The sequence below is a fragment of the Streptomyces sp. HUAS 31 genome, from assembly GCF_028198125.1.
Lineage (GTDB): Bacteria > Actinomycetota > Actinomycetes > Streptomycetales > Streptomycetaceae > Streptomyces > Streptomyces chartreusis.
Map to the genome: position 1 here is coordinate 5078049 of NZ_CP116353.1, position 12542 is coordinate 5090590.

Sequence of the window (12542 nt, forward strand, 5' to 3'; positions counted from 1 at the left end):
CGCGTACAGGTCAGTGGAGGGTCGGCCGGTAGGTGAGCTCCTGGATACGGCCGTCGAGCGTGCGGTGCTCGACCAGCTCCAGGTCGAAGTCGGCCGCACCCCGGAAGATCGGGTCGATGCCGGTCCGGCCCGTGATGACGGGGAAGAGCGTCACCTGCACGAAGTCGACCAGCCCGGCGGCCATCAGCGCCCGGTTCATCGACAGGCTGCCGTGCGAGCGCAACGGCACCTCGGACTCCTTCTTGAGCCGGGCGACGACATCGACGGCGTCACCGCTCACGAGGGTCGCGTCCGGCCAGTCGAGGGGGCCTTCGAGCGTCTTCGACACCACCGTCGCCGGCATGTTCCGCATCCGGGTGACCCACGGGTCACGCACGGACTCCTCGGTGTTCGAGGCCAGGATCTGCACGAAGGCCCGGTAGGTGTTGGCGCCGAAGACCATCCGCTGCTCCGTGTCGTACAGCGCGAGGCGGTGTTCGAGCAGCTCGGGGCCCTGCTTGCCCCAGTATCCGGACCAGTCGGCACTGGCCGCGCCGTAGCCGTCGAGGCTGGAGAAGACATCGAAGGTGTACGTGGCCGTCATGGCGTTCTCCTCGGTGCGGTGGCTCGAGGCGGGTTCGGACCGGCGGTCTCCCGGGGTGGGTCTCGATGACCGTCACACCCATAGACCCGACCCGCCTCCGAAACTCATCGTTGTGCCCACCGCGCCCGGGGAGCGGAGCGACTCGCCCCGAACGCCCGGATCGGCCGAGGGCTCAGCGCACCGGGAAGCCGAACGAGTAGCCCTGCTCCTTGAGCCAGGGCAGGACCCGGCGCAGGGCCTCGACGGTCTGGGAGCGGTCGCCGCCCGCGTCGTGGAAGAGGAGCGTCGGCCCGTTCGGCAGTTCCCGCTGGACGGTGGCGACGATGGCGTCCGCGCCGGGCCGCTCGAAGTCCTTGGTGTCCACGTTCCAGCCCAGCGGGCGCATGCCCCGGTCGGCGGCGAGCTTGCGGCTGTAGGGGGTGAAGGCACCGCCCGGCGCCCGGTAGTACATCGGCCGTACGCCCCCGGACGCCTTGGTGATCATCCGCTCGGCGTCGAGGATCTGCTGCGACTGGTAGGCCTGGGTGTTCTTGTCCATGGCGGTGTCGTGCGACACCGAGTGGTCGCACAGCCGGTGCCCCTCCGCGACCACCCTCTTCACGAGGTCGGGGTGGGCCTGCGCCTGCGTCCCCACCATGCAGAACGTCGCCTTCACCCCGTACTCCCGCAGCACGTCCAGCACTTGGGGGGTCCAGTTCGGGTCGGGGCCGTCGTCGATGGTGATGTTGACGCCGCGCGCACCCTTGTCCGAGGCGTGCACGATGCTCACGTCGACCGGCTTGACCGCGGGCGCGGCCGACGCGGACGCCTTCGGCGAGGAGCCGCCCGCGGCACCGGCCTGCGCGGTCCACACCGAGGCACCGGTGGCCAGCACGGTCACCCCGAGCGCCGCCCCGATCAGCTTGCCGTACCAGCCCCGCCCACCACCGTGCCGCGCCATGTCCGCCCCACCTTCGCTCAGTTCATCGCCGATCCCCCGGCCGCGATGCGACCACCTGGCAGGACGAGCGAAATCGGCCCCGGGATCCGTCCGTTACCGATCAAGGACAATTCCGGGGAGGTTCGCGGACAACCTGACGACGGGACCCCGGAAAACCAGCCGTGTCCGGTCAGCTGAAGGGGACGGCGTCGGTCGGGGCGGTGTGCCAGTTGGTGACGACCGGCTTGTCGACGGTGATGGTGCCGACGGGCAGGGAGACGGGGTCGGGGTCGTTGTCGCCGACGGCGACGATGATGCTGTCGAGCTCCTTGCCGCCGTCCGTGTTGGTGGACTTGGGGTTGACGCCGGCGTAGGCGGCGGTGCCGCCGCTGAGCTTGATCTGCTCGCCCACGGACTGCTCCACGGGACCGGCCTGGGTGCCGTCGGAGCCGAAGGCCACGGTGGGGAGTTCGGCGGGCAGGTAGCAGGTGATGCCGGGCTTGGCCTTGGCGATGACGAGGATGTATCCGCCGGCCTGGGTCTCGGACCTGGTGCTCCAGGAGATGTCGTTGGCGCCGCAGCTCTGCTCGACCTGCTCGCGCCCGCCGTTGCCGGTGTCGACGCCGGACCCGGCCCCGTCATCGGTCCCCTTGCCCGAGCCGCCGTCGCCCTTCGCGGTGTCCTTGCCGCCGCCCGTGCTCGACGAGCCGGACGAGGAGCCCGAGTCACCGGCCTTGCCGGGGGAGGAGGAGGACCCCTTGGCGGCACCGGTGTCCTTCGTCGCGTCCGAGTCCTGGCACGCCGTCATCAGCATGGCGCCGCCCACGAGGGCCGCGGAGACGAGGAGGGCCTTGCGACGGTTGCCGAACATGAAATCCCCTTGGTGATCGGTTGGTTGAGGCCGAAGCGGTTTCGGCGGCTCGGTGCTGCTCGATCACTAGGAAGGCGTCGCGAGCCTGGGGGATCCCGGTGCCTTCGTTCCAGGACATCGCTGTCACAGAGTGGTGACATGATCACGAAGGCGTGGCTCGCCCGACTCAGTCCGTCGGTGTGCCGGTCAGGTCGTCCAGTTCGGCGGCGAAGAGCAGCGCGGGGTCGAGCCCCATGCCGGTGAACTGGCCCGCGAGTTCCAGGGACAGCACCCCGTGCAGCCGGGTCCAGAAGGTCAGGGCGCGGTGGAGGGCCGCGGGCGGAGCGGGATGGTCGCGCGCCCAGTCCCGGTGACCTTCGAGGTGCGCGTCGAACGGCGTCGCCGGGCGGTCCGCCGGAAGCGCGGCGCAGGCGTCGAGCAGCGTCGCCATGATCTCCGACGAGATCGCGGTGGTGTCGTCGGGCGCGTGGTAGCCCGGGACGGGCGTGCCGTAGATGAGGAAGTAGCGCTGGGGGTCCTTCAGGGCCCACCCCCGCAGTGCGTGCGCCAGCCCGGACAGGTCGGCACCGGCCTCCGCGGCGGCGCGGAAGGTGTCGGCGAGGCTTCGATACGCGTCTCTGACGAGCTCGGTGATCAGCTCGTCGCGCCCGCTGAAGTACCGGTACAGCGCGGGTCCGCTCATGCCCATCTGCTTGGCGATCGCGTTCAGGGAGAGCGCGGAGGCGCCGGCCGTGGCGATCTGCTCCCACGCCCGTTCCTTGATCTCCGTACGCACCTGGGCGCGGTAGCGCTCGCGCGGGGTCTTCGCTTCCGGGTTCACCATAGTTAGAGGTTATCACTGAAGTTATTGACACTCTCGAACTCATCGAGTTATAACTTCTAACGAACGCGAAGCCGAGTAACCCAATGGCCCTGTGGAGGTCGTCGCCATGAACACCGAAGGACTCGTCGAGGTCGTGCTGCCGGGCAAGGTCGAGCCCGAGGGGCTGCAGATCCGGCACGGGGCGGTGCCCACCGCGGGCCCCGGCCAGGTCGTGATCCGGATGGAGGCGACCGGCGTCTCCTTCGCCGAGCAGCAGATGCGGCGCGGCCGCTACTACGACCAGCCGCCCTTCCCGTTCGTGCCCGGCTACGACCTCGTGGGCACGGTGCTGGCGACCGGCGAGGGCGTGGACCCGGGCCTGGCCGGCACCCGGGTCGCCGCGCTGCTGAAGGTCGGCGGCTGGGCCAGCCATGTGCTCGTCGACGCGGCGGACGTGGTGCCGGTGCCCGCCGGGATCGGTGCGGCGGAGGCGGAAACCCTCGTCGTCAACGGCATCACCGCCTGGCAGATGCTGCACCGCAAGGCGCGGGTCCGTGCCGGGGACACCGTGGTGGTGCACGGCGCGAACGGCGGTGTCGGATCGGTCCTGGTCCAGCTCGCCCAGGCCGCGGGTGCGCGGGTGATCGGTACGGCGTCCGAACGCCACCACGACGCCCTGCGGGAACGGGGAGTCGCGCCCGTCGACTACCGCGCCGGCGATGTCGCCGCCCGCATCCGCGAACTCGCCCCGCGCGGGGTGGCCGCCGTCTTCGACCACGTCGGCGGCCGCGGCATCGTCGACTCCTGGCGGCTCCTCGCGCCCGGCGGCACGCTCGTCTCGTACGGCAGCGCCTCCACCCGGGACGACGAGGGCTCCAAGCAGTGGCCGGTCCTCAAGCTCCTCTTCCGGGTCTGGCTGTGGAACACCCTCCCCAACCGCCGCAGCGCCTACTTCTTCAACGTCTGGGCCGGCCGGGCCCTGGCCAAGAACCGCTTCCGCGCCCGTCTGCGCACCGACCTCACCCAGGTCTTCGCCGCCCTTCAGCGCGGCGAGGTCAGCGCCCAGATCGCCGCGCAGCTGCCGCTCACCCGCGCCGCCGACGCCATGCGACTGGCCGAGTCCGGCACCGTCGCCGGAAAGGTCGTCCTGAACCCGTAACCGGCCCGCCGGCCCTGTTCGTACCCACCACCGAGAGGAACACCATGTTCGCCCACAGCCCTTCCGCCTCCTACTCCCGGCAGCCGCGCCGCTCGCGGGCCCGCACGGCAGCGGTCACGGTCGCGCTCGCCGTCACCGGCGTCCTCGCCGGGACCGTCCCGGCCGCCCAGGCGACGCCGCAGAGCACGACGTCCCGGTGCGGCGGCCGGGGCGTCGACGGGGACGTCGTCATCCGCTACGAGTCCGACATCGTGATCAAGGCGCCCCTGAGCAGGATCTGGAAGCTCCAGACCGACGTCGAACGCTGGCCGTCCTGGCAGCCCCCGGTCACCACGGCCGAACGCCTCGACCACGGCCGCCTTGGGCCGGGGTCCCGGTTCCACTGGACGACGCCCGCGCCGGCCACCCCGACGACCCCCGCGACCACCCTCTCCATCACCTCCACCGTCCAGGAACTCCGCCGCAACGACTGCGTCCTGTGGAGCGGCCCCGCGATCGGCGAGGGCCTGCGCATCGACGAGGGCGTCCACCTGTGGACCTTCCGCAAGGTCAAGGGCGGCGTCCAGGTCCACACGGAGGAAACCTGGAGCGGCGACCAGGTCGAGTCGGACATCCCCACCGCCACAGCGGCTCTGGGCACGGGCCTCGAAGCCTGGCTCCAGGACCTCAAGGTCGCCGCCGAGTCCCCCACCACCTGACCGAAACACCCCTCCCGACCACCAAGAAGGCCCAAGTCTCCGGGACTTGGGCCTTTTGCTGCTCGGCGCATCGCGGTTTCGTAGGGTCCGATCACTAGGGACCGGCTCTGGAGGGGCGTTGGCTGTTCCGGCGGCTTGGAAGCGTGTCGTGCGCGTGATCGGGGGCGCAGCCCTCTCGTCGCCGAGGGCGTGGGCGGTGACTTGTTGGCTTTTCTCGGTTACGGAGGCTGGGAGTTGCGTCGTCCCGCCAAGCCGGGGCGACGCGGCCGCCACCACGCTCACCGTGGCCGTCGTATTCGTTGCCTACGCCTCGTCCTGCAATTGCTCCTGACCATTCACCGCAGCGCGCTCATCCCCTGCCACTCGCTCCAGGAGACATTCCACGCGCCGAAGCCGTTCCCCGGTGCGACCACTCCCTTTGTGTCCTTGCCCTTGATCTCGAAGGGGTCGCCGGGGTGGACCTGGGCGTAGAACCAGGACGCGTTCGCGTCGCTCATTCCTATGCAGCCGGAGCTGTGGTTGGAGTTGCCGAAGTAGCGGGCGTTCCAGGGGGCCGCGTGGGCGTACATGCCCGACCAGGTCAGGCGCATCGAGTAGTCGACCATCTTGTCGTAGGCGTCGGCGAGGCCCACCGTCTCGGAGTTCATGTTGATCGTGCCCTCCTTGGCCATCAGCACCGCGGTCCCGCGCCAGGACCGCTTGTCGCCGCCGGGCGTGCCGCCGGAGACGGGTATGCGGCGGACCGTCTCGCCGTCGCGGACCAGGGTGAGCCGATGGTCGTCGAGGTCGACCTTGACGATCTGCCGGGCGCCGATGGTGAACGTGGTCGTGTAGTCCCGTACGAACCAGCCCCCGGCCGCGCCCGAATCGGTGCCGTTCAGGCGGGCGTTCAACGTGACCTTGGTCCCGGGCTTCCAGTACTCCTTCGGCCGCCAGTCGACCCGGTCCCGGCCCGACCAGTCGCGCATCCAGCCCCAGGAACCCTCGGTGTCGTTCGAGGTGGTGATCTTCAGCTGCTTCTCGACCTCGGCCCGGTTCTTCACCGGATTGTCGAAGACCAGGGAGATCGGCTGGGCGACGCCGACGGTGGTGCCGGTGCCCGGCCGCCAGTCGACCTTGTTGACCTTGCCGGCCTCGGCCGTCGTGAAGGCGGCCCTGGTGCTCTTCGCGGTTCCGCCGTCGCTGCGGGTCGCCGCCGTCACCGAATACGCGGCGCCGGGCACGGACTTGCGGTCGGAGACCCACGAACGACCGTCGGCGGCGACCTTGCCGGCCAGCCGGTGTCCCTCGCCGTCGGTGACCGTCACCGAGGTGAGCCTGCCTCCCGAGGCCGTGACCTTCACGGGCTCGCCCGCCGTGACCTTCTCCCCGCTGGGCGTGACGGTGACCGTGACCGGGCGGTCGTCGGCACCCGGCTTCTCCCCGGCGCCCGACGAACCGGGCGAGCCGGACGAGCCCCCCGACGAGCACGCGGCGAGCGGCGTCAGCAGCGCGGCCGCGGCGCCGGCCACGACGGCGGCCCGGACGCGGGCATGGATAACTGCACGAGAGCGCGACAACAGAACCTCCGGAGAACTGGAAAAGGAACATGAACGGGAACGGGCCGGACCAGTCGGCGATGTCGTGACTGTAGAGCCGTAAAACCCGAGGTCAGCCGCCATAGGGCTATGTGACGGCGACTGGTGAGGAACGGTCATGGTCCGGTCACATTCGCCGGACGCAGCGGTCATGGGCCGCTGTGAATCTCCTGAGTGTCCCCGCGACAGGCCCGGGGAGAAGGAGAGGCTCAGACCGTGTCAGCGCTGCTCGTTCCGCCCAGCCGCTCACGCCCCGCCCCGCAGCCGGGCTTCGCTCTGCGCACCGTCACCGCGGAGACCTACCGTGCCTTCCTCGCGACCCCCGCCGGCGCGGCACTCGGCGCCGGATTCCTCCAGTGCCCCTCCTGGGCCGACGTGAAGGAGGGCTGGCGCGCCCGGCTGATCGGCTGGGGACCCGACCCGGAGGCCGGGCAACTCACGGGCGTCGCACTGGTGTTGCTTCGCCAGTTCCCCGGCACCCGCAAGTACTTCGCCTACCTCCCCGAAGGCCCCGTCGCCGACTGGAGCGACCCCGACCTCGACGGCTGGCTCGACCCGCTCCTGGAACACCTGCGCGGCGCGGGCGCCTTCGCCGTACGCATCGGCCCGTCCCCGGCCTACCGGCGCTGGGACGCCGCCCGGCTGAAGTCCCTCACCGGCCCCGGCCGGCGCCTCGGCGACGTCCTCGCCAGCGAGGTCGACCCGCTCGGCACCGCCGTGGCCGAACGGCTGCGCGCCCGGGACTGGCGCCGCTGCGGCGGAGACGGCACCGGCGAGGACGGCGACGCCCAGCCCCGGCACGTCTTCCACGTGCCGCTCGCCGGACGCACCACCGAGGACCTGTGGTCCGGGCTCAACCAGGAGTGGCGCCGCAATGTCCGCCGGGCCCAGAAGGAGGGCGTGGAGATCGTGGTGGGCAGCGCGGCCGAACTCCCCGAGTTCTACCGGCTGCTCGGCATCACCGAGCGGCGCGACGGCTTCCGGCTCGGCCGCTCACTCGCCTACTACGAGCGTCAGTACGCGGCGCTCAACGCAGAGGAGCCGGGCCGCATGAAGCTGTACCTCGCCCGTCACCGGGGCGAGATCCTGGCCGCCCACACGCTGATCACGGTGGGCCGCCGTGCCTGGTACCAGACGGGCGCCTCGGCCGACCACCGCCGCGAGGTCCGGCCCTCCAACGCCCTTCAGTGGCGGATGCTGCTGGACGCCCACGCGCTCGGCGCCGACGTCTACGACATGCGCGGGGTACCCTCCACTCTCGATCCTGACGAACGTGCGTACGGACTGCTGCGCTGGAAGCTCGGCACCGGGGGACAGGTCGTCGAGACGCTGGGGGAATGGGAGAAACCGTTGGGCGGCAGCGCCAACCACACGCTTTACCGCGCCTTCCAGGCGTACCTGAACCGCCGATGAGGCAGACCACGATGCCGGCGGGTACGAAGACGAAGACCAAGACCTCCACCGCCCGCGGCAGCGCCGTCATGGCCGCCGGCTCCCTCGTCTCCCGCGCGACCGGATTCGCCCGCTCCGCCGTCGTCGCGGCGGCGATCGGCACCATCGGGCCGGTCCCCGACGGCTACGCGGTCGGCAACGCCCTGCCCACCATCGTCTACATGCTGCTCCTCGGCGGCGCGATGAACGCCGTCTTCGTCCCCGAGCTGGTCAAGGCCGCCAAGGAGCACGACGACGGGGGCGTCGCGTACACCGACCGGCTCGTCACCGTCTGCGTCGTCGCACTGCTGGCGATCACCGCGACCGCCGTGTGGGCGGCACCGGCGATCATCGACGCGTACACCGACTACACCGGCGAACAGGCGGCCATGACCACCGCGTTCGCCCGCTACTGCCTGCCCCAGATCTTCTTCCTCGGACTGTTCACGCTGCTGGGGCAGGTGCTCAACGCCCGCGGCAGGTTCGGCGCCATGATGTGGGCGCCGGTCCTCAACAACCTCGTCGTCATGGCCGTGTTCGGCCTCTACCTGGCGCTGGCCATGGGCGGCGGCGACACCCTCACCGCGACCGAGACCGCCGTGCTCGGCTGGGGCACCACCGCCGGAATCGCCGCCCAGGCCCTCGCCCTGGTCCCCGCGCTGCGCGCCGCCCGTTTCCGCTGGCGGCCCCGCTTCGACTGGCGCGGCAGCGGACTGACCCGCCCGCTGCGCTCGGCCGGCTGGCTGGTGCTGCTGGTCCTGGCCAACCAGGGCGCCTACTGGGTCACCACCCGGCTGGCCACGACCGCGGGCCTCGACGGCGGCCCCGGCTACGGCGCGTACAACAACGCCTATGCCCTGTGGGTCGTACCGCACGGCATCATCACCGTCTCCGTGGTGACCGCGCTGATGCCCCGGATGAGTGCGGCCGCCGCCGACGGGGACACCGCCGCCGTGCGACGCGACGTCTCGCACGCCCTGCGCGTCAGCGCCTGTGCCGTCGTACCCGCCGCCTGCGCGCTGTTCGCCCTCGCCCGGCCGATGATGGCCCTCGCCTTCGGATACGGCCGGACCAGCGCCGCCGACACGGCCGCCATGGCCGGCATTCTGATGGCCTTCGCGCCGGGACTCGTGGCCCTGTCCGGCCAGTACGTCCTCTCCCGCGCCTTCTACGCGCTGTCCGACACCCGTACGCCGTTCCTGCTCAACCTCGTGATCGTCACCGTCAACGCGGGACTGTCCCTGGCCGCCGCTCATCTGCTGCCGGCCCGCTGGGCGGTGACGGGCATGGCGGCGGCGTACTCACTGGCGCTGTGCGCGGGCTGGGCGCTGACCGGCCGGGTGCTGAGCCGCCGGCTCGGCGTCGTACGGCCCCTGCGGACGTCCGCCGCGGGCGCCCACGCGAGGCTGCTGGTGGCCGCGGTGCCCGCCACCGCGCTGGGTTGCCTCGCGGCGCTGGGAACCGCGGCGGCGGGGCCGGTGGTCTCCATCGTTGCCGGCGCGACCGCCGTCGTCCTCACCTTCGCCCTGCTGGCCCGTCCGCTGCGGCTCGCCGAACTCGACGCGCTGCTCGCCGGCGCCCGCCGCAAGCTGACCCGCACCCGTACCTGACCAGCACCACCACTGACCCGTACGCGCCCCTTACCTTCACCGAGGGAGAACCGCCGATGTCCCGCGTGCTCCTCATCGAGGACGACCCTTCCGTACGCGAGGGGGTCGAACTCGGTCTGCGCCGCCGCGGCCACGAGGTACGGGCGGCCGCGACCGGCGAGGCCGGCCTCGCCGCGATGGCCGAGTTCCGCCCCGATCTGCTGCTGCTGGACCTGATGCTGCCCGGGATGAACGGCGTACAGGTCTGCCGTCAGGTCCGCGAGCACAGCCAGCTGCCGATCATCATGCTCACCGCGCGCGGCGACGACTTCGACGTGGTCATCGGCCTGGAGGCCGGTGCCGACGACTACATCGTCAAGCCCGCCCGCACCGAGGTGATCGAGGCCCGGATCCGTGCCGTGCTGCGCCGCCTGGACGACGGCGGCCAGGGCCGCGCCGCCATCGAGGTCCACGGCGAGCTCACCGTCGACCGGGTGGGACTGACCGTCGCCAAGGCCGGGCGCCCGCTCGCGCTGGCCCCCTCGGAACTCAAGCTCCTGCTGCACCTGTCCGCCGCCCCCGAGCAGGTGTTCAGCAGGCAGCAACTGCTGGAGCACGTGTGGGACCACAGCTACCACGCCGACGCCCGGCTGGTGGACGCCTGCGTCGCCCGCCTGCGCGGCAAGATCGAGGACGAGGCCGGCAGCCCCCGCTACGTCCAGACGCTGCGGGGCTTCGGCTACCGCTTCGGACCGCTGTGATCCGCGGTCCCCGGTCCGGCCGAGGACGGGGCGGTACGACCGCCCGCGAGCGACGGGGCGGTACGACCGCAGGCGAGCGGTCCGCGTTCCGGGCGTTCGGCCTGCGCACCCGCCTCCTGCTGGCCTTCCTGCTGGTCGCCGCCGTCAGCGCCGGCACGACGGCCGCGCTGACCTACCGCGAGGCGCGCAACGCGGTGCTGAAGACCGCCCAGGACACGGCGGTCGCGTCGTTCCGTGAGCAGGTGCAGCAGACGGGGTTCGGGCTGCCCGTGCGGGAGACGGGCGGCGGCCTCCAGGAAGTCCTGCGCGACGTCGCCCGCAAGGCCAAGCCGCACCCCTGGGTGGTGTTCGCCGAGTACGGCTCGGTCCGCGCCTCCTCGGGCGAGAACCGCGTCTCCACGGTCATCACCCCCGAACTGCGCCGCGCCGCGCGGGCCAACCCGCACGGCGCCTTCGAGCGGGTCGTCAAGGACGGCGTCCCCTACCTGACCATCGCCATGCCCATGGTCTTCAAGACGGGCCCGGACAGCGAGCTGCCCAGCGGACTCGTCCTCTACGCCGTCATGCGGATGACCGACGAACAGGTCAACGTCGACGCCCTCCTCATGGCCGCCCGGGACGGCGCCCTCCCCGGCCTCGCCGTCGCGCTGATCCCCGGCCTGATCGCCGCGCGCAGCGTACTGCGCCCGGTGCGGGAACTGCGCCAGGCGGCCCGCAGCATGGGCAGCGGCAAGCTCGACACCCGCATCCGGGTGCGCGGCAGCGACGAACTCGCCGACCTCGCCCGCACCTTCAACGAATCGGCGGCCCAACTGGAGCAATCCGTACGTGAACTGCGCGAGGCCGAGGCCAGAGCGCGCCGCTTCGCCTCCGACGTCTCCCACGAACTGCGCACGCCGCTCGCCGGAATGCTCGCCGTGACCGAGGTCCTAGACGAGGACGCGGACGACCTGGACACGGACACCGCACGGGCGGTCCGCCTGGTCAGCGCCGAGACCGGGAAGCTCGCCGTACTCGTCGAGGACCTGATGGAGATCTCCCGCTTCGACGCCCGCGCCGCCGAACTGAACGCCGACGAGGTCGACGTGGCCGAGACCATCCGCAAGACCCTCGACAACCGCCACTGGACCGACGCGCGCCTGCGCACCGAACTCCCCGACGGCATCCGCGCCCGCCTCGACCCCCGCCGCTTCGACGTCGTCATCGCCAACCTGGTGGGCAACGCGCTGCGGCACGGCGGCGCACCCGTGGTGATACGGCTGCGCACCGAGACCCGCGCCGAGGGCGCGCCCGTGCTGATCACCGAGGTCATGGACAGCGGCCCCGGCATCCGCCCCGAATCCCTCCCGCACATCTTCGACCGCTTCTACAAGGCCGACGCGGCCCGCACCCGCTCGGCCGGCAGCGGCCTGGGCCTGGCGATCACGCTGGAGAACGTGAAGCTGCACGGCGGAACGATCCGCGCCGGGAACCTGCCCGGGGGCGGTGCCGTCTTCACCGTGGAGATACCGCTGCACGCGGAGGGGGCCGGGGGATGAGGCGTGGCCGGACGCGCCGGTTTGCGGTGGCCGTTGCCGCCGCGGTGGCCGTACCGATGCTCGGGGCCTGCGGAATCCGGGGGACCGACGTCATCGAGGCGGGCGGCCCGGCCAGCTTCCAGGCGTTCCTCAACCGCGAGACCGACATGCTGCTCTTCTTCCGCGCCTCCGGCGGGGGCCTGGCGCCCGTGATCCGAACGGTCGAGTCCTCCACCGAGTTCGGCGACGGCTACTCCGAGTCGGGCTCCGGAGACGCCGGGGAGGACCCGATCCCGACGGAGAAGGTGGTCCTGGCCCTCCTCAGCGGCCCCCGGACCGAGGACAGAGCCGCCGGCCTGACCAGCACCCTCCCCACCCCCCGCCGCGGCACGACCATCGAACTCGACCGCTCCCGGGACGACAGAATCAAAGCCGGCCTCCCCTTCGCCCTGGCGCCCCTGGACAGCACGGCCGTCCGCCAGCTGACCTGCACGATCGCCTACGGAGAGGAAGCCGACGGCGACATCGTGGTGGAACTGACGGGCCAGGACGGAACATCGAGATCCGGCACCTGCGGACTGGACCCCGACGCCGAGACGGCACCCGAGGTGCGGGCGCCCGCCGAATGACGGGCA

At 71.7% G+C, this 12542-nt stretch carries 12 protein-coding genes; 7 read left to right on the forward strand and 5 right to left on the reverse strand.

Annotation, left to right across the window (positions count from 1 at the left end):
* Positions 1-10: 10 nt before the first annotated feature.
* The 4 genes from PGH47_RS22600 to PGH47_RS22615 form a co-directional block, all read right to left on the reverse strand.
* Positions 11-583, reverse strand: a complete 573-nt coding sequence (locus tag PGH47_RS22600) for a dihydrofolate reductase family protein (RefSeq protein WP_271664955.1) — start codon at positions 581-583, stop codon at positions 11-13.
* A gap of 172 nt (positions 584-755) precedes the next feature.
* Positions 756-1523: a polysaccharide deacetylase family protein gene (locus tag PGH47_RS22605; RefSeq protein ID WP_271664956.1), complete on the reverse strand. Its 768-nt coding sequence runs from the start codon at positions 1521-1523 to the stop codon at positions 756-758.
* A gap of 169 nt (positions 1524-1692) precedes the next feature.
* The gene (locus PGH47_RS22610) at positions 1693-2373 is read right to left on the reverse strand and encodes a DUF4232 domain-containing protein (RefSeq protein WP_271664957.1); all 681 of its coding nucleotides are present in this window, start codon (positions 2371-2373) and stop codon (positions 1693-1695) included.
* Between the two features lie 166 nt (positions 2374-2539).
* A complete protein-coding gene (locus tag PGH47_RS22615; RefSeq protein ID WP_271664958.1) occupies positions 2540-3196 on the reverse strand; it encodes a TetR/AcrR family transcriptional regulator in 657 nt (218 codons plus the stop codon).
* A 106-nt stretch (positions 3197-3302) separates the two neighbouring features.
* Between PGH47_RS22615 and PGH47_RS22620 the strand changes: the two genes are divergently transcribed.
* Positions 3303-4334 (forward strand): medium chain dehydrogenase/reductase family protein, encoded by a 1032-nt coding sequence (locus PGH47_RS22620; RefSeq protein WP_271664959.1) that lies wholly within the window; start codon positions 3303-3305, stop codon positions 4332-4334.
* Between the two features lie 44 nt (positions 4335-4378).
* Positions 4379-5032: an SRPBCC family protein gene (locus tag PGH47_RS22625; protein WP_271664960.1), complete on the forward strand. Its 654-nt coding sequence runs from the start codon at positions 4379-4381 to the stop codon at positions 5030-5032.
* 335 nt (positions 5033-5367) lie between these two features.
* On the opposite strand, the gene PGH47_RS22630 is transcribed toward PGH47_RS22625, so the two are convergent.
* The gene (locus PGH47_RS22630; RefSeq protein WP_271664961.1) at positions 5368-6591 is read right to left on the reverse strand and encodes a L,D-transpeptidase; all 1224 of its coding nucleotides are present in this window, start codon (positions 6589-6591) and stop codon (positions 5368-5370) included.
* Positions 6592-6825: 234 nt separating this feature from the next.
* On the opposite strand from PGH47_RS22630, the gene PGH47_RS22635 reads away from it, so the two are divergent.
* The 5 genes from PGH47_RS22635 to PGH47_RS22655 are packed head-to-tail and all read left to right on the forward strand — an operon-like array spanning position 6826 to position 12536.
* On the forward strand, positions 6826-8022 hold the full coding sequence (locus PGH47_RS22635) for a lipid II:glycine glycyltransferase FemX (protein ID WP_271664962.1): 1197 nt from the start codon (positions 6826-6828) through the stop codon (positions 8020-8022).
* Positions 8019-9650: a murein biosynthesis integral membrane protein MurJ gene (gene murJ, locus PGH47_RS22640; RefSeq protein WP_443048519.1), complete on the forward strand. Its 1632-nt coding sequence runs from the start codon at positions 8019-8021 to the stop codon at positions 9648-9650. The genes PGH47_RS22635 and murJ overlap by 4 nt, the downstream gene beginning before the upstream one ends.
* Positions 9651-9706: 56 nt before the next feature.
* Positions 9707-10390 carry a response regulator transcription factor gene (locus PGH47_RS22645; protein WP_271664963.1) on the forward strand — a complete coding sequence of 228 codons (684 nt, stop codon included), beginning with the start codon at positions 9707-9709 and terminating at the stop codon, positions 10388-10390.
* On the forward strand, positions 10387-11928 hold the full coding sequence (locus PGH47_RS22650) for an ATP-binding protein (RefSeq protein WP_443048520.1): 1542 nt from the start codon (positions 10387-10389) through the stop codon (positions 11926-11928). Before PGH47_RS22645 ends, PGH47_RS22650 begins: the two co-directional genes overlap by 4 nt.
* A gap of 26 nt (positions 11929-11954) precedes the next feature.
* Positions 11955-12536, forward strand: a complete 582-nt coding sequence (locus PGH47_RS22655; RefSeq protein WP_333938098.1) for a hypothetical protein — start codon at positions 11955-11957, stop codon at positions 12534-12536.
* Positions 12537-12542: the final 6 nt, after the last annotated feature.

Coding starts and splice junctions, on each gene's coding strand:
- PGH47_RS22620 (WP_271664959.1), top strand. CDS start 3,303: ATGAACACCGAAGGACTCGTCGAGGTCGTGCTGCCGGGCAAGGTCGAG.
- murJ (WP_443048519.1), top strand. CDS start 8,019: ATGAGGCAGACCACGATGCCGGCGGGTACGAAGACGAAGACCAAGACC.
- PGH47_RS22625 (WP_271664960.1), top strand. CDS start 4,379: ATGTTCGCCCACAGCCCTTCCGCCTCCTACTCCCGGCAGCCGCGCCGC.
- PGH47_RS22600 (WP_271664955.1), bottom strand. CDS start 583: ATGACGGCCACGTACACCTTCGATGTCTTCTCCAGCCTCGACGGCTAC.
- PGH47_RS22615 (WP_271664958.1), bottom strand. CDS start 3,196: ATGGTGAACCCGGAAGCGAAGACCCCGCGCGAGCGCTACCGCGCCCAG.
- PGH47_RS22605 (WP_271664956.1), bottom strand. CDS start 1,523: ATGGCGCGGCACGGTGGTGGGCGGGGCTGGTACGGCAAGCTGATCGGG.
- PGH47_RS22645 (WP_271664963.1), top strand. CDS start 9,707: ATGTCCCGCGTGCTCCTCATCGAGGACGACCCTTCCGTACGCGAGGGG.
- PGH47_RS22610 (WP_271664957.1), bottom strand. CDS start 2,373: ATGTTCGGCAACCGTCGCAAGGCCCTCCTCGTCTCCGCGGCCCTCGTG.